This is a genomic window from Streptomyces sp. CB01373 (assembly GCF_002803075.1).
Classification (GTDB): domain Bacteria; phylum Actinomycetota; class Actinomycetes; order Streptomycetales; family Streptomycetaceae; genus Streptomyces.
Window position 1 is genome coordinate 185,325 of record NZ_NNBK01000020.1, and the last position, 21,786, is coordinate 207,110.

Genomic DNA, 21,786 nt, shown 5'->3' on the forward strand with positions numbered 1-21,786 from the left:
CGGACGACTGACCGGCGACCCCGCAGCGGAACTCACCACCGGACGGCCGGCTACGGCACCAGGCCGCCCCGCCCAGGCCACCACGCACACGCGTGCCGCGGCGACGGCCCACCAGCCCGCGCCGAGGACGGCCGGACGCACTCCCGGCGCGCAGAGGCCAAAGGGCTCCTGCGCACCCTGGAGGCGGGACCAGGCTGCTGACCGGCGGTGGCCGGACGGGGAGGTGTGGCTCACTCCACGCCGATGAGCAGCAGCGCTCCCTGGCGGCCGCCCTCGTAGATGACCGTGTCGACGGCGAGGTAGGACTCGCGGACCCGGGTCTGGAGGCGGTTGGCGATCGTGTCGGGGGCCTCGTCGCCGAGGACGAGGGTGACCAGTTCGCCGCCGGCCGCGAGCATGCGGTCCAGGACGGTCTCGGCGGTGGCCGTGACGTCCGAGCCGATCACGGCCACGTCTCCGTCGATGAGACCGAGGACGTCACCGGCCTGGCAGATGCCGGCCGTGGTCCACGACTGGCGTTCGGCGACGATGACCTCGGCGTGCCGGGTGGCACCTGCCGCCGAGGTCATGGCGACGACGTCCTCGTCGAAGCGGCGCCCCGGCTCGTGCACGGCGAGGGCGGCGATGCCCTGCACCGCCGAGCGGGTCGGGATCAGGGCCACACGGACACCGTCCCCGCGGGCCTGCTCGGCCGCCGCGGACGCGGTGTGGCGCAGGTCGGGGTCGTTGGGCAGCAGGACCACCTCGCGCGCGTGTGCCCGCCGTACGGCGTCGACGAGCTCCCCGCTGGCGAGCTGCTCCCCGGGCCTGGCGAGCACCGCGGTCGCCCCGGCCTCGGTGTAGAGCCCGGCCAGGCCCTCGCCGGGTACGACGGCCACCACGGCGCGCTGGGCCCGCTCCCGCTGCGGCGGCCGCCCGGGCCCGCCGGTGCGCGCGTCATCGGCGGCGAAGTGCGTGATCCGGATGCGGTGCGGCCGCCCGGCCTCCACGCCCGCCTCCACGGCCGCGCCGGCGTCGTCGACGTGCACGTGCACGTTCCACAGGCCGTCGCCGCCGACCACGACGAGGGAGTCCCCGAGCCCGTCGAGCCGCTCGCGCAGCCGGGCGACGGCCGCGTCCTCGGCGTCCAGCAGGTAGATCACCTCGAAGGCGGGACCGCTCGTGGGCGGCGCGCAGGCACCGGGCCCGTCGTCCCCGGCGGTGCACACACGCGCGTGCGGCACCGTCGGGCCGCCGTCACCCGCCACCGTGACCGCCGAAGGGGACGCGCCCTGCTCCGGCGCCCGTCCCGTGCACGTCTCCACCAGGGCCGCGAGGACCGCCACGAGTCCCCGCCCGCCCGCGTCGACCACCCCGGCGCGCTCCAGGACCGCCAGCTGGCCGGGGGTCGCGGCGAGGGCCGCGCAGGCGCCCTCGTAGGCGGCCAGGGCGACGGCGCCGCAGTCTCCGCCCGCCTCGGTGGCCGCGTCCGCGGCGGCCGAGGCCACCGACAGGACCGTGCCCTCCATCGGGTGCGCCACGGCCTGCCGGGCGGAGTCCGCCGCGCGCCGCAGGGCCAGACAGAGCCCGCGCCCGTCGGTGTGCGTTCGGTCACCGTCGGCGCCGAACACCTGGGCCATGCCGCGCAGCAGCTGGGCGAGGATGGTCCCGGAGTTGCCGCGGGCCCCGATCAGCGCGCCGTGCGCCATCGCCCGCGCGGCGTCGGCCAGGGAGGGACCGGGGAGGGCCACGCCGGTCCCGTCGCCCACCTCGTGCGCGGCGAACACGGCCTCCACCGCCGCGACGGCGGACTCCACGGTCAGATACAGGTTGGTGCCGGTGTCCCCGTCGGCCACGGGGTAGACGTTGATCGCGTCGATCTCCTCGCGCGCGCGCCCCAGAGCCCGCAGCGCCAGTCCGCACCAGGTACGCACCGCCGGCGCGTCGAACGTCTGCGCCACCTGCGCCTCCCTGAGCTGCTGGACTGGACGCAGCGTAGACCCAGGGGCGGTGCCCGACGGAAGAGGGCCCGCGGGGGCAGCGGAGCCGCCGTGGTAGTTTCGCCTTACGGACGCAGCCGTTGTATGCTGCTCCGGTTGCCCGATCCTGATCGGGCTTTTCCCCCTGGCAACGCCACTCAGATTTCAAGAAGTGCTCTCCGAGCCTGAGATCTTGATCCCGGCATGCCGGGATCAACCGTAAGTGCATCTGAAGTCTTTGGAGTGACCCGTGGCTGCCAACTGCGACGTCTGCGGCAAGGGGCCGGGCTTCGGCAACAACATCTCGCACTCGCACCGCCGTACGCTCCGTCGCTGGAACCCGAACATCCAGCGCGTGCGTACCGTGGTCGGCGGGACGCCGAAGCGCGTGAACGCCTGCACCTCGTGCATCAAGGCCGGCAAGGTCTCGCGCTGACGCACAGCAACAGCTAAGCGCGCGGCCACTGCTGGTTCGCTGCACTGAGCCGGTCCACCTCGGTGGACCGGCTTTTTGCCGTGCCCGCACACGCGTGCCCGCACACGCGTGCCCGCACACGCGTGCCCGCACACCGGGAGCCGTGTGGGCCGGCCGGTGCGCGGGCCGTGCGACTACCCCGCCCAAGGCCTCCGCAGGGCCCAGCCGTGGTCCACCGGCCCGATCCCCCCGCCGAGCGCGAAGCCCGCCGCGATCGCCCCGGTGACGTACGCCTTGGCCTCCGTCACGGCCTCCGGCACCGACCGCCCCTTCGCCAGGTGCGAGGCGATCGCGGAGGCGAGGGTGCAGCCGGTGCCGTGCGTGTGCCGGTTGTCGTACCGGGGGGCGCGCAGCCAGTGCTCCTCGGCGCCGTCGGTGAGCAGGTCCACGGCCTGGTCACCGCCCTCCCGCCCGGCGAGGTGGCCGCCCTTGATCAGCACCCACTCCGGCCCGAACGCCAGCATCGCCGCCGCGGCCTCCCGCATCTGCTCCTCCGCCCGGACCCGGATGCCGGTGAGCTGGGTCACCTCGTCGAGGTTCGGCGTGGCGACGGTCGCCACCGGGAGCAGCCTTTCGCGTACGGTCCGAAGCGCGGACTCGGCGAGGAGCGGGTCGCCGTGCTTGGAGACGCCGACCGGGTCGACGACCGCGGGCGCGTCCGTACCGGCGATCAGTTCGGCCACCGCCCCGGCCAGTTCCGCCGAGGCCAGCATCCCGGTCTTCACCGCCTGGACGCCGATGTCGTCCACGACGCTGCGGTACTGGGCCCGGACCGCTTCCACGGGCAGTTCCCAGGCCCCCTGCACGCCGAGGGAGTTCTGCGCGGTCACCGCGGTGATCACGCTCATGCCGTGCACGCCGAGGGCGAGCATCGTCTTCAGGTCGGCCTGGATGCCGGCGCCGCCGCCGGAGTCGGAGCCCGCGACGGTCAGTACCCGGGGAGGGGCGGCGGTCACGACTCGATGTCCCCGAAGTGGTCCCAGCCGCCCTTGCTGGTCCACGGCGCGCCGTCGACCGTGACCTGGGGCAGCGCCGAGGGGCTGTGCACGTCGCCGATCACCTTCCAGCGGGCCGGCAGCTTCACGTCCGGCGGGAAGGCCGCCACGATCGCGTGGTCCTCTCCCCCGGTCAGCACCCACTGCAACGGGTCGACACCGACGGCCTGCCCGATGTCGTGCATCTGCGAGGGGATGTCTATGGCTCCCGAGCGGATGTCGATGTGGACCTTGCTGGCCTCGGCGATGTGCCCGAGGTCGGCGATCAGTCCGTCGCTGACGTCGCACATCGCGGTGGCGCCGAGCCCGGCGGCCGCGGGACCCGCGTGGTACGGCGGCTCGGGACGGCGGTGGGCCTCGACGAAGGCGCGGGGCGAGCGGAAGCCCCGGGAGAGCACCGCGTACCCGGCCGCGGACCAGCCCAGCCAGCCGGTCACCGCGATCAGGTCGCCGGGCTGCGCGCCGGCGCGTGTGACCGGCTCGTGGTTGCGCAGATCACCGAGCGCGGTGATCGACACCATGATCGTGTCGCCGCGCACCACGTCGCCGCCGACGACGGCGGCCCCGGCGACCTGGCACTCGTCGCGCAGGCCGTCCATCAGCTCGGTGGGCCAGGTGACCGGCAGCTCGGTGGGGACGACCAGGCCGAGCAGCAGCGCGGTCGGCACGGCGCCCATGGCGGCGATGTCCGCGAGGTTCTGGGCGGCCGCCTTGCGGCCCACGTCGTACGCCGTGGACCAGTCCCGGCGGAAGTGCCGTCCCTCGAGGAGTATGTCGGTGCTCGCCACGACCCTGCGGTCGGGGGCGGCGACCACCGCGGCGTCGTCGCCGGGACCGACCCGGACCGCCGGGGTGGTGGTGAGACGGGAGGTGAGCTCCCTGATGAGCCCGAACTCCCCGAGCTCACCCACAGTGCCCTTCATCGGCCTTTCGCCCCTTCTGTCCCCGTGTATTCCGGTTGCGTTCCCGGATTACGTTCCCGGTCGCGCGTCAACGCGGTCCTCGCTACGGTCGAGATGACCGTCAACTTCTGTCCTACCTGCACCCCGGCGCGTGCGTCACGGCTCTCCCGGGTCTCCCCACGGCGTGTGACGACGCGATACCGTGGCGTTCCTTTTCCCCCAGATGATCCTCGTGGCCGCCCTGGAGGTTCCGTGGTACAGGCGTACATCCTGATCCAGACGGAGGTCGGCAAGGCGTCGACCGTCGCAGAGACGATCGGCAAGATCCCTGGAGTGATCCAGGCCGAGGACGTGACGGGGCCGTACGACGTCATCGTGCGCGCCCAGTCCGACACGGTGGACGACCTGGGCCGCATGGTGGTCGCGAAGGTCCAGCAGGTGGACGGCATCACACGAACCCTGACCTGCCCGGTCGTGCATCTGTAGCCCCCGTCTACCCTTGGCCGGTGAGCTTCCTCCGTCACCGGCTTCTCGGCCTGCCCGTCCTCGCCGCGCTGATCACCGTCGCGGGCTGTTCCCCGAGCGGCGACAGCGCCTCCGTGACGGTTCCCACCCCCGGGCCGTCGGTGGCCGGACTGTGCCGCCATCTGGACCGGGAACTGCCTGGGAAAGTGGACGGACTGAGCCGCGAGGACCCCCGGCCCGCCTCCGCGCTGACCGCGGGCTGGGGAAGCCCGGCGATCATACTGCGCTGCGGTGTCCCGCGGCCCGCCGCGATGGACGATCCGGAGTCCGACGGCGCCGAGGTGAACGATGTGAACTGGCTGCTGCAGAAGCAGGGGGACGGTTCGTTCCGCTTCACCACCGCACTGCGCCTGGCCTATGTGGAGGTGACGATCCCCGCGGGGCGGACGGACCACGGGGTCGCGCCGCTGGTCGATCTGGCCCCGGCCGTGAAGAAGGCGATCCCCAAGGGAATCGCCGACTGAGCGCCTGACACACGCCCAGGGGGCCCGGGACACCGGAAGGTGTCCCGGGCCCCCTGGGCGTACGGGGTCAGCGCAGGCCCGTGGAGCGGCGCAGTGCCGCCTGGATCAGCCGGTCCACCAGTTCCGGGTAGCTGATCCCGCTCGCCTGCCACATCTGCGGGTACATCGAGATGGGCGTGAAGCCGGGCATGGTGTTGATCTCGTTGATCACGAACTCGCCGTCCTCGGTGAGGAAGAAGTCCGCGCGGACCAGGCCCTCGCAGGAGGCCGCCTCGAACGCGTCCACCGCGAGCCGCTGTACCTCGGCGGTCTCCTCGTCGGTCAGCGGGGCGGGCACGATGCCGGGCGTGGAGTCGATGTACTTGGCCTCGAAGTCGTAGTACGCGTGCGCCTCGGGCGGCGGGATCTCGGCCGGTACGGAGGCCCGCGGGCCGTCCTCGAACTCCAGCACCCCGCACTCGATCTCGCGGCCGCGCAGCGCGGCCTCCACGAGCACCTTCGGGTCGTGCCGCTGCGCCTCCTCGATCGCCTCGTCGAGGCCGGACAGGTCGTCGACCTTGGTGATGCCGATCGACGAACCGGCGCGCGCGGGCTTCACGAACAGCGGCCAGCCGTGCTCGCCGGCGAAGTCGACGATCCTCTTGCGGGCGGCGGACGGGTCCTGCGCCCACTCGCGCGGCCGGATCACCACGTACGGGCCGACCTTGAGCCCGAAGGAGGTGAACACCCGCTTCATGTAATCCTTGTCCTGGCCGACGGCCGAGGCGAGCACGCCCGAGCCCACGTACGGCACGCCGGACAGCTCCAGGAGGCCCTGGAGGGTGCCGTCCTCGCCGTAGGGGCCGTGCAGCACCGGGAAGACCACGTCGACCTCGCCGAGCACCTTGGGCACCGAACCGGGCTCGCTGTAGACGACTTCGCGGTTGGACGGGTCGACGGGCAGCACCACGGCGCCCTCGGCGGAGTCGGCGAGCTCCTCGACGCTCGGGGTGCGGCCCTCGGTGATGGCCATGCGCTCCGGCTCGTCGGCGGTCAGGGCCCAGCGGCCGTCGCGGGTGATGCCGATCGGCAGGACCTCGTACTTGGTCCGGTCGATGGCACTCAGCACCGCGCCCGCGGTGACCACGGAGATCCCGTGTTCGGAGCTGCGGCCGCCGCACACGACGGCCACGCGGGGCTTGCGGGACGGCTGCTCGGGGCTCTGGGGGAGGTTCTCGCTGCTCATATCGCGATGAGAGTACCCGCTGGTATCCGTGACGTCAGTGCCCGCCCCGGGGCCCGTCGCTCAGCGTCGCACGGACGGTCGCGCAACGTGATGCGGACGGCCGAACGGGGCGGGTTTCAGCGGCGTTCGGGCTTGGCGCTGCGCGACATCAGCTCCCTGAGGGCCACCACGGGCGGCTTGGCCTCGTGCACGATGCCGACGACGGTCTCCGTGATGGGCATGTCGACGCCGTGCCGGCGGGCCAGATCCAGCACCGACTCGCAGGACTTGACGCCCTCGGCGGTCTGCTTGGTGACCGCGATGGTCTCCTGGAGGGTCATGCCCTTGCCGAGGTTGGTGCCGAAGGTGTGGTTGCGCGACAGCGGCGAGGAGCAGGTGGCCACCAGGTCGCCCAGGCCGGCGAGTCCGGAGAACGTGAGCGGGTCGGCACCCAGGGCCATGCCGAGCCGGGTGGTCTCGGCCAGGCCGCGGGTGATGAGCGAGCCCTTGGCGTTGTCGCCGAGCCCCATGCCGTCCGCGATGCCGACGGCCAGACCGATCACGTTCTTGACGGCGCCGCCGAGTTCGCAGCCGACCACGTCGGTGTTGGTGTAGGGCCGGAAGTACGGGGTGTGGCAGACGGCCTGCAGCCGGCGGGCCACCTCCTCGTCGGTGCACGCGACCACGCCGGCGGCCGGCATGCGGGCGGCGATCTCCCGGGCCAGGTTGGGCCCGGTGACGACGGCGATGCGGTCGGCGCCCACCTTGGCGACGTCCTCGATCACCTCGCTCATCCGCATGGCCGAGCCGAGTTCGACGCCCTTCATCAGGGAGACGAGGACGGTGTCGGGGGCGAGCAGCGGCGCCCATTCGGCGAGGTTCGCCCGCATGGTCTGCGAGGGGATGGCGAGCACCGTGAAGTCGGCGTCGCGGGCGGCCTCGGCGGCGTCGGCCGTGGCCCGCAGGTTCTCCGGGAGTTCGACTCCGGGCAGGTAGTCGGGGTTGGTCCGGGTGGAGTTGACCGCGTCGGCGAGTTCGGCGCGGCGGGCCCACAGGGTCACCTCGCAACCGGCGTCGGCGAGGACCATGCCGAAGGCGGTGCCCCACGATCCGGTACCGAAGACGGCCGCCTTGACCGGCTTGCTCACGCGCCCTGCCCCTCTTCCTGTACGGACTCCCGCACGTCCGGCCCGCGCTGCGCGGCCGGCACGGTCCTGCCCTGTGTCTGCACCTCGGTGCGGCGGCGCTGCTCGATCCGCTCCCGGCGGGGATCGTACGGCTCGGCGGGCGCCTTCTCCCCCCGGATCTGCTCCAGCTGGCGGGTGATGGCCGCCATGATGACCTCGGTGGCCTCCTTGAGGAGCTCCGGAGTCATCTCCTGGTCGTAGAAGCGGGAGAGGTCCACGGGCGGCCCGGCGAGCACGTGGTGGGTCTTGCGGGGCAGCAGCTCGGGCTTCTTGGCGTAGGGCGGCAGCAGTTCGTTGGCGCCCCACTGGGCGACCGGAATCACCGGGCACTTGGTCTGGAGGGCGACCCGGGCGGCGCCGGTCTTGCCCGTCATCGGCCAGCCGTCGGGGTCGCGGGTGAGGGTGCCCTCGGGGTAGAAGGCGACGCACTCGCCGCGCTCCACGGCGTCGATGGCGGCGCGGAACGCGCTCAGCGCGTCCGTGCTCTCGCGGTAGACGGGGATCTGCCCGCTGCCGCGCATCGTGGCGCCCACCAATCCCTTCCTGAAAAGCCCGCTCTTCGCCAGGAATCGCGGAACGCGCCCAGTGTTGTACTGATAGTGGGCGTACGCGAAGGGGTCGACGTGCGAATTGTGGTTCACCACGGTGATAAATCCGCCGTCGGCCGGAATGTGCTCCATTCCGCGCCAGTCCCGCTTCATCAGAACCACCAGTGGCGGTTTGCAGATCGCCGCTGCGAAGCGATACCAAAAGCCGATTCTGCGGCGGGGCACGCGGACACCTTCCTCTAGGGCCTGGGGGGCCGCACAAGTGTCGCCCCAGGCCGCCTGTCTGTCGAGAACACCGTACGCCCGCACGTCACGGGGAGCGTCTTTGGAAGGGGCTCCGCGCCCCTTCCTTTCCCGGTCAGCCGGACGGTCCGGGGGACAATGAGGACCACACGAGAGGGGCGGAACGCCGGTGCAGTGGACCTTGGTCATTCCCCTGAAGCCCCTGAACCGGGCCAAGAGCAGGCTGTCGGACACCGCCGGCGACGGGGTGCGTCCCGGCTTGGCCCTGGCCTTCGCCGTGGACACCGTGGCGGCCGCGCTGGCCTGCCCGGCGGTCGCGGATGTGGCGGTCGTCACGGACGACACCGAGGCCGCGCGGGAGCTGGCGGCGCTGGGCGCCCGGATCGTCGCGGACGATCCGCGGGCCGGCCTGAACGCCGCCCTCGCGCACGGAGCGGCGGTGGTGCGGGCCGCGCACCCCCGGACTCCGGTGGCGGCCCTGAACGCCGATCTTCCCGCGTTGCGGCCCATGGAATTGGCCCGGGTCCTGGCGGCGGCCGGACAATTCCCGCGGGCATTTCTCGCGGATTCCGCGGCCGTCGGCACGACTTTGCTGGCGGCCTCCTCCGGACATCCGCTGCTCCCTTCCTTCGGTACCGATTCCCGGGCCCGTCACCGGGCGTCCGGCGCGGTGGAACTGTTCCTGGACGCGGTGGAATCCGTGCGCCAGGACGTGGACACCGGGGACGATCTGCGGGCGGCGCTGGCCCTCGGCGTGGGGCCGCGGACGGCCGCGGTGGCGGCGCGGCTGCCGGCCCGGGGGCAGTAGGCTGCCGTCATGCAGGCGACCGCATACACGTACGACCCCGAAAGCCGCAGCGGACAGGTGCTGCTGGACGACGGCACCCCGGTGTCCTTCGACGCGCCGGCGTTCGACGCGGGCGGTCTGCGGCTGCTGCGGCCGGGACAGCGGGTGCGGATCGAGACCGAGGGCGAGGGGAACGGCCTGCGGATCACCCTGGTGACGCTGCAGACCTTCTGAGCAGGCGGGAGGACCGTCCACCCGGCGCACGGGACCCGGATACCGCGCCGGTGGAGTCCGAACACACCGCGGGCCGGGCTCCCTCGGGAGTCCGGCCCGGCGCGTGAGTGCCCCTGCGCCGCTACTTGCCGCGGGCGGCGGTCTTCTTGGCGGTGGTCTTGCGGGCGGTCGACTTCTTGGCGGGGGCCTTCTTGGCCGCGGCCTTCTTCGCCGGCGCCTTCTTGGCGGTGGTCTTCTTGGCGGCGGCCTTCGTGGCCGTCGTCTTCTTGGCGGCCGTAGTGGCCTTCTTGGCCGTGGTGGCCTTCTTGGCCGTGGTCTTCTTGGCCGCCGGGGCGGCCTTCTTCGCGGCCGTCTTCTTCGCGGCCGCGGTGGTCTTCTTCGCCGCGGCCTTCTTGCCGACGGCCTTGGCAATGGTGGCGGGCGGACCGGAGAGGCTGCCCTTGGGCGCCTTCTTGACCGCGATGTCGTGCTTCGGGAGCTTCTTCGAACCGCTCACCAGGTCCTTGAAGCCCTGGCCGGCCCGGAAGCGGGGAACGGAGGTCTTCTTGACCCGCACCCGCTCACCCGTCTGCGGGTTGCGCGCGTAACGGGCGGGACGGTCGACCTTCTCGAAGGATCCGAAGCCGGTGACCGAGACCCGGTCTCCCGCGACGACCGCGCGGACCACGGCGTCCAGTACCGCGTCCACCGCATCGGCGGCCTGCTGGCGGCCGCCCATCTTGTCGGCAATCGCTTCTACGAGCTGCGCCTTGTTCACGTCTTCCCCTTCGGAGACCTTGCCGGAACGAAAGTGTTCAAGCGTTTTCGCACGTTAGGCAGATATATACCGCAAATCAAACACGAAACGGGCTAATCACCCTTGTGCCGCAACGGACTCGACGGCCTCGGGCTGTTCAGCCTTCCTCGCCGGGGATTCGCCCCTGGTCGAGGTCTGCCATGAACCGCTCCAGACGCCTTGTCGCACCGGCGAGATCGTGCTTGGCCGCGGCCGTAATGACCAGCAGCTTCCGGGTCAGCGCCATCCGTACGCTCTCCGGGACTTGCAGTGCGCGCACCCTCTCGTGCGCTTCCTTGAGCTGGGCCGCGACCGCCGTATAGAGCTCGAGTTGGCCGTCGTTGTCCATGCACAGATTGTGCCATCTGGGGCGAGTTGTCGCCTGCGCTGGGGGGCAACTGGCGCCTGCGGCGACCATCCGGGCGACTGCGCCGGGCAGGCTCCGGAGCCTCGTCTACCCCGGCAACAACCCGTTTAACGTGGGAAGTTGAGCGCCTCGACGGCGGCGCGCCGGGTGGTACGGACGTAAAAAAGGCTGTACCCCCGATCGCCTCGATCGGGGGTACAGCTGGGTCGTACGGTGGCCGAAAGTCGACTTGCCAAGGCGCCGGAGAGGGGTTTCCGGCTCGGCGGCCGGTCATCGGCCGGGACCGGGGATCAGACCGGCAGGGTGCGCGGCTTGAAGGCCGGGCGCTTCGCCTCGTACGCGGCGATGTCGGTCTCGTTCTGGAGGGTGATGGAGATGTCGTCCAGCCCGTTCAGCAGCCGCCAGCGGGAGTTCTCGTCCAGCTCGAAGGAGGCGGTGATCCCCTCGGCGCGCACCTCGCGGGCGACCAGGTCGACGGTCACCTCGGCCTGGGGGTCCTTCTCGGTGAGCTCCCACAGGGCGTCCACGACCTTCTGGTCCAGGACCACCGTGAGCAGGCCGTTCTTCAGCGAGTTGCCCCGGAAGATGTCGGCGAAGCGGGAGGAGATCACGGTCTTGAAGCCGTAGTTCTGCAGCGCCCAGACGGCGTGCTCACGGGAGGAGCCGGTGCCGAAGTCGGGGCCGGCGACCAGGACCGTGGCGCCGTCGCGCTCCGGGCGGTTGAGCACGAAGTCGGGGTCCTTGCGCCAGGCCTCGAAGAGTCCGTCCTCGAATCCGTCGCGGGTGACCTTCTTGAGCCAGTGGGCGGGGATGATCTGGTCGGTGTCGACGTTGCTGCGGCGCAGCGGGACGGCCCGGCCGGTGTGGGTGGTGAAGGCTTCCATGATCTCTCAGACTCCAGCGGGCGTGGGGGCGGCGGCGTCGGACAGGTCGGCCGGGGAGGCCAGGTGGCCGAGGACCGCGGTGGCCGCGGCGACCTGCGGGGAGACCAGGTGGGTGCGGCCGCCCTTGCCCTGCCTGCCCTCGAAGTTGCGGTTGGAGGTGGAGGCGGAACGCTCGCCGGGGGCGAGCTGGTCGGGGTTCATGCCCAGGCACATCGAGCAGCCCGCGTGCCGCCATTCGGCGCCGGCCTCCTTGAAGACCACGTCCAGGCCCTCGGAGACGGCCTGGAGACCCACGCGCGCGGAGCCGGGAACGACCAGCATCCGTACGCCGTCGGCGACTTTGCGGCCCCGCACGATGCCGGCGGCGGCCCGCAGGTCCTCGATGCGGCCGTTGGTGCAGGAGCCTACGAAGACGGTGTCCACGCCGATGGAGCGCAGCGGCTGTCCGGCCTCCAACCCCATGTATTCCAGGGCCTTTTCGGCGGCCAGGCGCTCCGAAGCGTCTTCGTACGAAGCAGGGTCGGGGACGTCGGCCGAAAGCGGCGCGCCCTGGCCGGGGTTGGTGCCCCAGGTGACGAACGGGGACAGTTCGGGGGCGTCGATGACAACCTCGGCGTCGAAGACGGCGTCGTCGTCGGTGCGCAGGGTCTTCCAGTACGCGACCGCGGCGTCCCAGTCGGCGCCCTCGGGGGCGTGCGGGCGGCCCTGGAGGTAGGCGAAGGTGGTCTCGTCGGGGGCGATCATGCCCGCGCGGGCGCCGGCCTCGATCGACATGTTGCAAATGGTCATGCGGGCCTCCATCGAGAGCTTCTCGATGGCGGAGCCGCGGTACTCCAGGATGTAGCCCTGGCCGCCGCCGGTGCCGATCCTCGCGATGATCGCCAGGATCAGGTCCTTGGCCGTGACGCCCTCGGGCAGTTCGCCCTCGATGGTGATCGCCATGGTCTTCGGGCGGGCCATCGGCAGGGTCTGGGTGGCGAGCACGTGCTCGACCTGGGAGGTGCCGATGCCGAACGCCAGCGCGCCGAAGGCGCCGTGCGTGGAGGTGTGGGAGTCACCGCAGACGACGGTGGTGCCCGGCTGGGTCAGACCGAGCTGCGGTCCCACCACGTGGACGACGCCCTGCTCGACGTCGCCCAGCGGGTGCAGCCGGACCCCGAAGTCGGCGCAGTTCTTGCGCAGCGTCTCCAGCTGGACGCGGGAGACGGGGTCCGCGATGGGCTTGTCGATGTCGAGGGTCGGGGTGTTGTGATCCTCGGTCGCGATGGTCAGGTCGAGCCGGCGCACACCGCGGCCGCTCTTGCGCAGGCCGTCGAAGGCCTGGGGGCTGGTCACCTCGTGCAGCAGGTGCAGATCGATGAAGAGGAGGTCGGGCTCGCCCTCGGCGCGCCGGACGACGTGGTCGTCCCAGACCTTCTCCGCGAGTGTCCTACCCATCGCTTTCCCTCCGGCCGGACGCAAAGCGCGCCGGCCCAACTAGAGATCTTGAGGATGCGGCACCCGCGCCCCCCTTCGGGCGTCCGCCGCAGAGCCCGCCGGTCGACGCGGGCCGCTGTGACTACCAGAGTGGCGTGTTCCACGGAAAATTGAACTTGCGTTTCACAGAGTGAGACGCAAGTATCGTTGCATGGACAACAGTAGCGGCGTCGGCGTTCTGGACAAGGCAGCCCTTGTCCTGAGCGCTCTGGAGTCCGGTCCGGCCACCCTCGCGGGTCTGGTCGCGGCCACCGGACTGGCACGACCCACGGCCCACCGGCTGGCCGTGGCGCTGGAACACCACCGCATGGTGGCGCGCGACATGCAGGGCCGGTTCATCCTCGGCCCGCGCCTGGCGGAGCTGGCCGCGGCCGCGGGCGAGGACCGCCTGCTGGCCACCGCCGGGCCGGTGCTCACGCATCTGCGGGACGTGACGGGCGAGAGTGCGCAGCTCTACCGCCGCCAGGGCGACATGCGCATCTGCGTCGCCGCGGCCGAGCGCCTGTCCGGCCTCCGGGACACGGTCCCGGTCGGCTCCACGCTCACGATGAAGGCGGGCTCCTCGGCGCAGGTTCTGATGGCCTGGGAGGAGCCGGAGCGGCTCCACCGCGGCCTCCAGGGCGCCCGCTTCACGGCGACGGCCCTGTCGGGCGTACGGCGCCGGGGCTGGGCCCAGTCGATCGGCGAGCGCGAGCCGGGCGTCGCGTCCGTCTCCGCGCCGGTGCGCGGCCCCTCCAACCGCGTGGTGGCCGCCGTCTCGGTCTCCGGACCCATCGAGCGCCTCACCCGCCACCCCGGGCGCATGCACGCCCAGGCGGTCATCGACTCCGCCGCACGCCTGTCCGAGGCCCTGCGCCGCTCCGGCTGACCCCCGCGCCCCGCAGGGCCGGCCTCAACGCCGCGGCAGGCCCCGTGCACGGGACACCGACACCCACATCCGACCACCCGACCCCGGTCGAGCGACGCTCGACCGGGGTCGGGTCGTTGTCCACCGCCCTGTGCGCCACGGCGCCGCGGACACAGACGTCACAGACGCCACACACATGGACTGGGGACACAGCACACCCCGTCCCCGCGAACCACGGGCACCGCGAAGGCGGCACCGGGTCGGTCAGGAGAGGCGCAGCCTGGCCGCCGCCCGGTCTCCGCGGCGGGCCACCGGGACCACGTCCGTGGCCTTGGCGAGTCCGGTGGGCGGCATGTTCATGTAGATGGCCTCGTGGGCGCCGGCCGGGACCACGTAGGTCTCGTGCCAGAAGCCGACCTTGCCCCTTCCCTCGCGCAGCCGGCGGTTGAACGCGGACCAGGCCGGGCGGTGGCTCCGGTCGGGCGCGGCGGCGTAGGCGAGGAGCTTCTCCTTGGACTCCCAGTACTGCACGACGTGCACCTCACGCGGTCCTGCCAGCAGTTGCCTGGCTCCGAGGAGTCCGCCGTCACGGTCGCGATGGAGTTCCGCGAGCATCGGCCCCATCGCCTTGACCACCGGCCACCAACTACGCACCGCGGCGAAGCTGTTGATGCGCACCCCGATATGGAAGACGACCACCTCGCCCTCGTGCCCGGCGGTCATGCGCCCCTTGATCGGCTGGACACCCATCCCGTTCCCCCATCCCCTCGCACCTGGTCAGGCACAGACAGCGTCATGGATAGCCCCGCTATCCATACTTGGATAGTGGCACTCTCCATGTGCGGCGCGCAAGGGAAACACACAAAAGGGCCCTCCCCTAAGGGAGGGCCCTTCCGAAATGCGTACCCCCGACCGGATTCGAACCGGCGCTACCGCCTTGAGAGGGCGGCGTGCTAGGCCGCTACACAACGGGGGCGTGGACACTGCGTTTCCGCAGGCCCGAGCTGGTCTACCTGGACTCGAACCAAGACTAACTGAACCAGAATCAGTCGTGCTGCCAATTACACCATAGACCAATGATGGTTTAGACCAGTCGTACCCCCGACCGGATTCGAACCGGCGCTACCGCCTTGAGAGGGCGGCGTGCTAGGCCGCTACACAACGGGGGCCTTGATCCCTGGAATGCTCCTGAGATCCGTACCCCCGACCGGATTCGAACCGGCGCTACCGCCTTGAGAGGGCGGCGTGCTAGGCCGCTACACAACGGGGGCCTGCGGATGAGATCCGCGATGCAGATGAGCTCTGCGAGCTGGCCTACCTGGACTCGAACCAAGACTAACTGAACCAGAATCAGTCGTGCTGCCAATTACACCATAGGCCACTGGAAGGCTAGATCCCGTCGGGATCCTCTTCTAGTGTTGCATCCGCGGCTCCGAACCTTCGGTCCGCCCCGCGGCGCAGGAAGAACATTACCTGAAGGTGGACGGGGCTCCAAAACGGGTATCGGCGCGGAGGATCGCGGGCAGTTCGGCGAGCGAGGCGATCCGGCGCCAACCGGCGCCGTCCCGGCCGCCGGCGTGCACGCCCGCGCGGTCGATCCAGACCGACAGCAGCCCGGCCTCGGCGGCGCCCCGCGCGTCGATGTCCGGATGGTCGCCGACGTAGGCCACTTCGTGCGGGCCGAGTTCCAGCGCCTCGCAGGCCGCGTGGAACGCCCTCGGCTCCGGCTTGGACACACCGAGTTCCGCGGCGCACAGCACGGTCTCGAAGCGGTCGCGCACGCCGAGGGCGCGCAGCTTGCGTTCCTGGACGTGGATGCTGGAGTTGGACAGCACGGCGTGCCGGTGGCTGGCGGCGAGCGCGTCGAGGACGGGCAGCACGTCCGGGAAGAGCGCCCAGGCGGCCTCGTAGTGCCCCAGGTAGCGCGCGAACCACGCGTCGCTCTCGGCGTCGGCCAGCTCCGGCCGGGCGAGGAAGACCCGCACCCGGTCCCGCCGCTGCTCCTCGAAGGTCACCTCCCCCGCCGAGAACCGCGCCCACTGCGCGTCGGTGGTCCGCCGCCAGTGCGCCAAGGCGTCCTCCACGGTCGCGTACCCGTCGAGCAGTCCCTCGGCGGCCAGGTGCAGGCGCATACCGGCGCGGTCGGCGGTGGTGTAGTCGAAGAGCGTGTCGTCGACGTCCCAGAGCACGGCTTTGATCGGCATGACACCGACGGTACGCCGGCGCGACCGGGGTTCCCGGAGGCCGTCGCGCACCAGGCACCACCTGCCCGCGGCCGTCCTCATATGACAGGGCGGCAGCCGAGTCGACTGCCGCCCTGTGCGCGTCACACGGTGCTTACGCGGACGCGAGCCTGGTGAGCGCCGCGTCGATCCGTGCCAGCGTCTTCTCCTTGCCCAGGACCTCCAGGGACTCGAAGAGGGGCAGGCCGACCGTGCGGCCGGTGACGGCGACGCGGACCGGGGCCTGGGCCTTGCCGAGCTTGAGGCCGTGGGCCTCGCCGGCGGTCAGGACGGCCTCCTTCAGGGAGTCGGGGGAGGACCAGTCGGCCGACTCCAGCTTCTCCCGGGCGGTGCGGAGCAGGGCGTCGGAGCCCTCCTTCATCGCCTTGGTCCAGCTCGGCTCGTCGAAGACCGGCTCGGGCAGGAACAGGAAGTCCACGTTGTCCGTGATCTCGGACAGGACCTTCAGACGCGTCTGCGCCTGCGGGGCGATCGCCTGCCACTTGGCCTCGTCGAAGTCCTCCGGCGCCCACGGCGCGACGGGGGCCTTGAGCCAGGGGGCGCAGCGCTCGGTGAAGTCCTTCACATCGAGCAGGCGGATGTGGTCGGCGTTGATCGCCTCGCACTTCTTCAGGTCGAAGCGGGCCGGGTTGGGGTTCACGTCCGCGATGTCGAAGGCCGCGACCATCTCCTCGACAGAGAAGATGTCCCGGTCGGCCGAGAGCGACCAGCCCAGCAGCGAGAGGTAGTTGAGCAGGCCCTCGGGCAGGAAGCCGCGCTCGCGGTAGAGGTTCAGCGACGACTGCGGGTCGCGCTTGGAGAGCTTCTTGTTGCCCTCGCCCATCACGTACGGCAGGTGACCGAAGGCCGGGATGTCCTTGGCGACGCCCAGTTCGATCAGCGCCTTGTACAGGGCGATCTGCCGCGGGGTGGAGGAGAGCAGGTCCTCGCCGCGCAGGATGTGGGTGATCTCCATGAGCGCGTCGTCGACCGGGTTGACCAGGGTGTACAGCGGGGCGCCGTTGGCGCGGACGATGCCGTAGTCCGGGACGTTCTCCGGGAGGTACGTGATCTCGCCGCGCACCAGGTCCGTGAAGGTGATCGTCTCGTCGGGCATCCGGAAGCGGACGATCGGCGCCCGGCCCTGCGCCTTGTACTCCTCGACCTGCGCGGTGCTCAGGTCGCGGCAGTGGCCGTCGTAGCCGGACGGCTTGCCGGCCGCGCGGGCGGCCTCGCGGCGGCTGTCCAGCTCCTCCTGGGAGCAGTAGCAGTGGTAGGCGTGGCCGGCGTCGAGCAGCTTGCCCGCGACGTCGGCGTAGATGTCCATGCGCTGCGACTGCCGGTACGGCGCGTGCGGTCCGCCGACCTCGGGGCCCTCGTCCCAATCGAAGCCCAGCCAGCGCATCGCGTCGAGGAGCTGGTTGTAGGACTCCTCGGAGTCGCGGGCCGCGTCGGTGTCCTCGATGCGGAAGACCAGCGTGCCCTGGTGGTGCCGGGCGAACGCCCAGTTGAACAGGGCGGTGCGGACCAGGCCCACGTGGGGGTTACCGGTGGGGGACGGGCAGAAACGGACGCGTACAGGAGAGCCGGGTGCGCTAGCCACGCTTGACAACCTTGTTGGTGAGAGTGCCGATGCCTTCGATGGTGACGGCGACCTCGTCGCCGACGTTGAGGGGGCCGACCCCTGCCGGGGTGCCCGTGAGGATCACGTCGCCGGGGAGCAGCGTCATGGCCTCGGAGATGTTGACGATCAGATCCTCGATCGGGTGGATCATCTCGCTGGTGCGGCCGAGCTGCCGCTGCTCGCCGTTGACGGTGAGCTGGATGGTCAGGTCGGCCGCGGCGGTGAGGTCGATGTCCGTCTCCACCCAGGGGCCGAGCGGGCAGGAGGTGTCGAAGCCCTTGGCCCTGGCCCACTGCTTCTCGCGCCGCTGCACGTCGCGGGCGGTGACGTCGTTGGCGCAGGTGTAGCCGAGGATCACGTCCTTGACGCGCTCGCGCGGGACCTCGCGGCACATGCGGCCGATGACCACGGCCAGCTCGGCCTCGTGGTGCAGCTCCTGGGAGAAGGAGGGGTACTGGATCGGGTCGCCGGGGCCGATCACCGAGGTGGACGGCTTGAAGAAGGCGAACGGGGCGTCGGGCACCTCGTTGCCGAGCTCGCGTGCGTGCTCGGCGTAGTTGCGGCCGAAGGCGACGACCTTGTTGGGGAGCACCGGCGGCAGCAGCCGTACCTTGCTCAGCGGCACCCGGGTGCCGGAGAGCTCGAAGTCCGCGAACGGGATGCCCTTGATGATGTCGAGGACGAGTTCGTCCGGCTTGTCGCCCTCGACCGCGCCGAAGGCGACGTTCCCGTCGATGGAGAACCTGGCGATGCGCACGGGTTGCTTGGCCCCTTGACTGAAACGGCTGGAGTCTGACGCTCCAGGCTAACGCGGCCGGGCCCCGGACCTCGCGCGATTACGGCGTGCGGGGCATGAGAGCGGGGCGTCCCGCGCGCGGAACGCCCCGTGGTCCTTCGTCCGTGTCCGGACCGCGTGCTACTCCGCGGCGACGGCAGCGACGGGCGCCTCCATGAGAATGGTGCGCCGGGGGTTGGCGGTCTGCTCGGGAAGGGAGACGGAGTGCTCCGGCTGCTCCGGCGTCTGCAACGTCTCGGTTCCCTCGAGGTGCGTCAGCGTCGTGCGCCGGGGGTTGGCTATGTTGCGGAACATCATCGTCGTCTTCACGGTTGTACGAGACCTTGTCGTCTACGGGCACCGGGAGGGCCGCATGACCCCACATTCGGGCGCCGGTTGTCGGATTTGCCATCCCTGTAAAGCGTCAGGCTAAACATTCAATTCCCGGCCGAAGGCGTGAAGAGCCCGTGATGTCGGTGTGAGTTTGCTCACGAAGCCATGGACAATCCGGGCGATTCACAGACGCGCCTCTGATCACCGAATCGGACATTGTCCCACTGAAGCCATCATTCCGCTCCCGATCATGCCGACCGGGACACCTGAAGTGACTCACAGGTAGGTAGCGAAATGTCCCCTATACGGGAGATCACTTTCCACGGGAGGTAATCCGTCACTCACGCGCTGTCACGGAGGTCACAGCCTGGCCCACATGCCTTGTTGGAGATCCGCCACTGTGCTGGAATGCCACGGACCGCCGCAGGATCGAGCCGGCGCGCAGGGGGCGCAACGCAGCGCCGAGTGGCGGTGAGAAGGGGGAGCCAGCGCCGGTCACTCACGACCATCCGGGAAGTGCGTCTCAGGGCTCTTCCCACAACGCCGACACCGTCCTTCCGTTCGCGCGGGGGGACGCCTGGTCCAGAGGTTGCGACGCTAGTGCAGGGACGTTTCAAGAGGGATGGCAGCGCTTCGGCGGAGCCGGAGCCGCACGGCGGGACTGGCCCCATGGCCGTCAGCTCCTCGCCCCAGCACGCCCAGAATCCGGCTTCGGGCGGCGACGGCGCGGAGCGAACCGGACGCTCGGGCACGACCGGCCCGGCCGGCGCGCCGGCGTCGGGCCCGGCCTCGGCGGCCACACAGTCCGGGAACCAGACTCCGGTGGGCACCGGTTCGCGCATGGCACTGCGCAACTGGCGCATCTCCACCCGTCTGGTGGCGCTGCTCACGCTGCCCGTGGCGGCCGCCACCACGCTCGGTGGGCTGCGTATCAGCGAGAGCATGGACGACATCCAGCAGCTCGACAACATGAAGCTGCTGACGGTCATGACCAAGCAGGCCACCGAACTGGCCGCCGCGCTCCAGGAGGAGCGCGACCAGTCCGCGGGCCCGCTGACCAACCCCTCGCCCGCGAGCGCCATCACCATCCAGGGCTACCGGGACCGTACCGACCGCTCCCGCTCCAACTTCCTGACCGCGTCCGAGGAGATCGACGCCGCCAGCAAGGACGGCAACCTCCTCGGTGTCCGCGACACCCTGGTCGGCCTGGCCAGCGACCTCAACGGCCTCGGCAAGATCCGCAAGGACGCGTACCAGTCCAAGGAGAACTCGGCCCGCACGGTCGAGAGCTACCACCGGCTCATCACCGAGCTGCTCGCCCTCTCCCAGGACATGGCCGAGGCGACCAGCAACCCGCAGATGATCCAGCGGACGCGTGCCCTGGCCGCCTTCTCCTCCGCCAAGGAGTACGCGTCCGTCCAGCGCGCCGTCATCGCCGCCGCCCTGCCGGCCAACAACATCAACGTCGGCAACCTCTCGGACAACGACCGCCTCTACGCCCAGCAGGCGCTGGAGAGTCAGACCTCCGACCTCAACAGCTTCCGCAACATCTACGGGGAGGGCTCCGAGGAGCTCATCAAGCCCATCTCGGAGGGCAACCCGACGATTCTGTCCGCGGACACCTACGCCAAGCGCGTCCTGGACAACCCCGACGGCGTCAAGGCGGCCAACAAGCGCTCCTACCGCGACTGGGTGGACGACAGCTCGACCAAGATCGAGCAGATGAAGAAGATCGAGCACACGCTGCTCGAGGAGATGGAGCAGAAGGCCCGCGAGCTGCGCAGCGCCACCGAGTACGACGCCATCGTCTCCGGTGTGCTGATCCTGCTCGTCCTCGGCGTGTCGCTGGTCGGCGCCTTCGTCGTGGCCCGCTCCATGATCCGCTCGCTGCACCGGCTCCAGGAGACGGCCACCAGGGTCGCCCAGGAACGCCTGCCCGAGCTGGTCCGCCAGCTCTCGGAGACCGACCCGCAGGACGTCGACACGTCCGTGGAGTCGGTCGGTGTGCACTCCCGGGACGAGATCGGCCAGGTGGCCACGGCCTTCGACGAGGTGCACCGCGAGGCGGTCCGCCTCGCCGCCGAGCAGGCCCTGCTGCGTGGCAACGTCAACGCGATGTTCACCAACCTCTCGCGCCGCTCCCAGGGTCTGATCCAGCGCCAGCTCTCGCTGATCTCCGAACTCGAGTCCCGCGAGGCCGACCCGGACCAGCTGTCCTCGCTGTTCAAGCTCGACCACCTCGCCACGCGCATGCGCCGTAACGGTGAGAACCTCCTCGTCCTCGCCGGTGAGGAGCCCGGCCGCCGCTGGACCCGTCCGGTCCCGCTGGTCGACGTGCTCCGCGCCGCCGCGTCCGAGGTGGAGCAGTACGAGCGCATCGAGCTGGCCTCGGTGCCCGGCACCGAGGTCGCCGGCCGCGTGGTCAACGACCTCGTGCACCTGCTGGCCGAGCTGCTGGAGAACGCCACCTCGTTCTCCTCCCCGCAGACCAAGGTCAAGGTCACCGGTCACGCGCTGCCGGACGGCCGGGTACTGATCGAGATCCACGACACCGGTATCGGTCTGTCCCCGGAGGACCTGGCCGCGATCAACGAGCGGCTCGCCGCGCCGCCCACCGTGGACGTCTCGGTCTCCCGCCGCATGGGTCTGTTCGTGGTCGGTCGTCTGTCGCAGCGTCACGGCATCCGCATCCAGCTGCGCCCCTCCGACTCCGGTGGTACGACGGCTCTCGTCATGCTGCCCGTCGATGTCGCCCAGGGCGGCAAGAAGCCGGGCGGGGGCAAGCCCGGCGGCCCGGGCGCGGGCGGTCCGGCCGCCGCGGCTGCCGCCGCCGGTGCCGCCGCGGCCCGCCGTCAGGGCGGTCAGCAGGGCGGTGGAGCGCTGGGCGCGGGCGGTCAGCAGGGCGGGGCGGGCCGGCTCGGTGCCGGAGCCGCTCCGCGCGGCCAGGTCGGTGGCGGCCAG

22 protein-coding genes and 5 tRNA genes are annotated in these 21,786 nt (G+C 71.0%); 7 read left to right on the forward strand and 20 right to left on the reverse strand.

Going from position 1 to position 21,786, the window contains the following annotated elements:
• Window positions 1-230 precede the first annotated feature (230 nt).
• On the reverse strand, window positions 231-1,973 hold the full coding sequence (locus tag CG719_RS29500) for a DAK2 domain-containing protein (protein ID WP_100571759.1): 1,743 nt from the start codon (window positions 1,971-1,973) through the stop codon (window positions 231-233).
• A gap of 235 nt (window positions 1,974-2,208) precedes the next feature.
• Here CG719_RS29500 and rpmB point away from each other — a divergent pair, with 235 nt between their 5' ends.
• The gene (rpmB, locus tag CG719_RS29505; protein WP_100571760.1) at window positions 2,209-2,394 is read left to right on the forward strand and encodes a 50S ribosomal protein L28; all 186 of its coding nucleotides are present in this window, start codon (window positions 2,209-2,211) and stop codon (window positions 2,392-2,394) included.
• A 173-nt stretch (window positions 2,395-2,567) separates the two neighbouring features.
• Here rpmB and thiD read toward each other — a convergent pair whose 3' ends face one another.
• The gene (gene thiD, locus CG719_RS29510) at window positions 2,568-3,389 is read right to left on the reverse strand and encodes a bifunctional hydroxymethylpyrimidine kinase/phosphomethylpyrimidine kinase (protein WP_100571761.1); all 822 of its coding nucleotides are present in this window, start codon (window positions 3,387-3,389) and stop codon (window positions 2,568-2,570) included.
• Window positions 3,386-4,351: a thiamine-phosphate kinase gene (locus CG719_RS29515; protein ID WP_100571762.1), complete on the reverse strand. Its 966-nt coding sequence runs from the start codon at window positions 4,349-4,351 to the stop codon at window positions 3,386-3,388. Before CG719_RS29515 ends, thiD begins: the two co-directional genes overlap by 4 nt.
• Before the next feature lie 231 nt (window positions 4,352-4,582).
• Here CG719_RS29515 and CG719_RS29520 point away from each other — a divergent pair, with 231 nt between their 5' ends.
• Both CG719_RS29520 and CG719_RS29525 read left to right on the forward strand, forming a co-directional pair.
• Entirely contained in the window at window positions 4,583-4,816 is a 234-nt protein-coding gene (locus tag CG719_RS29520; RefSeq protein WP_100571763.1) for an Lrp/AsnC family transcriptional regulator, read from the forward strand.
• A 20-nt stretch (window positions 4,817-4,836) separates the two neighbouring features.
• Entirely contained in the window at window positions 4,837-5,319 is a 483-nt protein-coding gene (locus tag CG719_RS29525; protein WP_100571764.1) for a DUF3515 domain-containing protein, read from the forward strand.
• A 67-nt stretch (window positions 5,320-5,386) separates the two neighbouring features.
• Here the strand turns inward: CG719_RS29525 and CG719_RS29530 are convergent, their stop codons facing one another.
• The 3 genes from CG719_RS29530 to CG719_RS29540 form a co-directional block, all read right to left on the reverse strand.
• Window positions 5,387-6,544, reverse strand: a complete 1,158-nt coding sequence (locus CG719_RS29530; RefSeq protein WP_100571765.1) for a D-alanine--D-alanine ligase family protein — start codon at window positions 6,542-6,544, stop codon at window positions 5,387-5,389.
• A gap of 116 nt (window positions 6,545-6,660) precedes the next feature.
• Entirely contained in the window at window positions 6,661-7,671 is a 1,011-nt protein-coding gene (locus tag CG719_RS29535; RefSeq protein WP_100571766.1) for an NAD(P)H-dependent glycerol-3-phosphate dehydrogenase, read from the reverse strand.
• Window positions 7,668-8,483, reverse strand: a complete 816-nt coding sequence (locus tag CG719_RS29540) for a lysophospholipid acyltransferase family protein (protein ID WP_100571767.1) — start codon at window positions 8,481-8,483, stop codon at window positions 7,668-7,670. Before CG719_RS29540 ends, CG719_RS29535 begins: the two co-directional genes overlap by 4 nt.
• Before the next feature lie 187 nt (window positions 8,484-8,670).
• On the opposite strand from CG719_RS29540, the gene cofC reads away from it, so the two are divergent.
• Window positions 8,671-9,309: a 2-phospho-L-lactate guanylyltransferase gene (gene cofC / locus CG719_RS29545; RefSeq protein ID WP_100571768.1), complete on the forward strand. Its 639-nt coding sequence runs from the start codon at window positions 8,671-8,673 to the stop codon at window positions 9,307-9,309.
• Window positions 9,310-9,318: 9 nt separating this feature from the next.
• Complete coding sequence (locus CG719_RS29550; RefSeq protein ID WP_100571769.1) at window positions 9,319-9,522, forward strand: hypothetical protein; 204 nt, start codon at window positions 9,319-9,321, stop codon at window positions 9,520-9,522.
• A gap of 121 nt (window positions 9,523-9,643) precedes the next feature.
• Here CG719_RS29550 and CG719_RS29555 read toward each other — a convergent pair whose 3' ends face one another.
• The 4 genes from CG719_RS29555 to leuC form a co-directional block, all read right to left on the reverse strand.
• A complete protein-coding gene (locus CG719_RS29555; RefSeq protein WP_100571770.1) occupies window positions 9,644-10,279 on the reverse strand; it encodes an HU family DNA-binding protein in 636 nt (211 codons plus the stop codon).
• 136 nt (window positions 10,280-10,415) lie between these two features.
• Window positions 10,416-10,646, reverse strand: coding sequence for a hypothetical protein (locus CG719_RS29560; protein ID WP_100571771.1), 231 nt, complete (start codon window positions 10,644-10,646; stop codon window positions 10,416-10,418).
• A 308-nt stretch (window positions 10,647-10,954) separates the two neighbouring features.
• Window positions 10,955-11,548: a 3-isopropylmalate dehydratase small subunit gene (gene leuD / locus CG719_RS29565; protein ID WP_100571772.1), complete on the reverse strand. Its 594-nt coding sequence runs from the start codon at window positions 11,546-11,548 to the stop codon at window positions 10,955-10,957.
• Window positions 11,549-11,554: 6 nt separating this feature from the next.
• Window positions 11,555-12,985 carry a 3-isopropylmalate dehydratase large subunit gene (gene leuC, locus CG719_RS29570; RefSeq protein WP_100571773.1) on the reverse strand — a complete coding sequence of 477 codons (1,431 nt, stop codon included), beginning with the start codon at window positions 12,983-12,985 and terminating at the stop codon, window positions 11,555-11,557.
• A 190-nt stretch (window positions 12,986-13,175) separates the two neighbouring features.
• Between leuC and ndgR the strand changes: the two genes are divergently transcribed.
• The gene (gene ndgR / locus CG719_RS29575; RefSeq protein WP_100571774.1) at window positions 13,176-13,892 is read left to right on the forward strand and encodes an IclR family transcriptional regulator NdgR; all 717 of its coding nucleotides are present in this window, start codon (window positions 13,176-13,178) and stop codon (window positions 13,890-13,892) included.
• 243 nt (window positions 13,893-14,135) lie between these two features.
• Here the strand turns inward: ndgR and CG719_RS29580 are convergent, their stop codons facing one another.
• The 10 genes from CG719_RS29580 to CG719_RS29625 all read right to left on the reverse strand — a co-directional run bounded on the left by CG719_RS29580 (window position 14,136) and on the right by CG719_RS29625 (window position 18,822).
• Entirely contained in the window at window positions 14,136-14,621 is a 486-nt protein-coding gene (locus tag CG719_RS29580) for a DUF4188 domain-containing protein (RefSeq protein ID WP_199836827.1), read from the reverse strand.
• Between the two features lie 153 nt (window positions 14,622-14,774).
• A tRNA-Glu gene (locus CG719_RS29585) sits at window positions 14,775-14,847 on the reverse strand.
• A 28-nt stretch (window positions 14,848-14,875) separates the two neighbouring features.
• A tRNA-Gln gene (locus CG719_RS29590) sits at window positions 14,876-14,947 on the reverse strand.
• A gap of 20 nt (window positions 14,948-14,967) precedes the next feature.
• Window positions 14,968-15,040, reverse strand: a tRNA-Glu gene (locus CG719_RS29595).
• A gap of 29 nt (window positions 15,041-15,069) precedes the next feature.
• A tRNA-Glu gene (locus tag CG719_RS29600) sits at window positions 15,070-15,142 on the reverse strand.
• Window positions 15,143-15,180: 38 nt separating this feature from the next.
• A tRNA-Gln gene (locus CG719_RS29605) sits at window positions 15,181-15,252 on the reverse strand.
• An 88-nt stretch (window positions 15,253-15,340) separates the two neighbouring features.
• Window positions 15,341-16,075 carry an HAD family hydrolase gene (locus CG719_RS29610; protein ID WP_100571794.1) on the reverse strand — a complete coding sequence of 245 codons (735 nt, stop codon included), beginning with the start codon at window positions 16,073-16,075 and terminating at the stop codon, window positions 15,341-15,343.
• Window positions 16,076-16,208: 133 nt separating this feature from the next.
• Window positions 16,209-17,696 carry a glutamate--tRNA ligase gene (gene gltX / locus CG719_RS29615; protein WP_100571775.1) on the reverse strand — a complete coding sequence of 496 codons (1,488 nt, stop codon included), beginning with the start codon at window positions 17,694-17,696 and terminating at the stop codon, window positions 16,209-16,211.
• Window positions 17,689-18,474, reverse strand: a complete 786-nt coding sequence (locus tag CG719_RS29620; RefSeq protein ID WP_100571776.1) for a fumarylacetoacetate hydrolase family protein — start codon at window positions 18,472-18,474, stop codon at window positions 17,689-17,691. The genes gltX and CG719_RS29620 overlap by 8 nt, the downstream gene beginning before the upstream one ends.
• Before the next feature lie 159 nt (window positions 18,475-18,633).
• Window positions 18,634-18,822 (reverse strand): hypothetical protein, encoded by a 189-nt coding sequence (locus tag CG719_RS29625; protein ID WP_100571777.1) that lies wholly within the window; start codon window positions 18,820-18,822, stop codon window positions 18,634-18,636.
• A gap of 603 nt (window positions 18,823-19,425) precedes the next feature.
• On the opposite strand from CG719_RS29625, the gene CG719_RS29630 reads away from it, so the two are divergent.
• A partial coding sequence (locus CG719_RS29630) for a sensor histidine kinase (RefSeq protein ID WP_159024976.1) occupies window positions 19,426-21,786 on the forward strand: 2,361 nt, incomplete at its 3' end.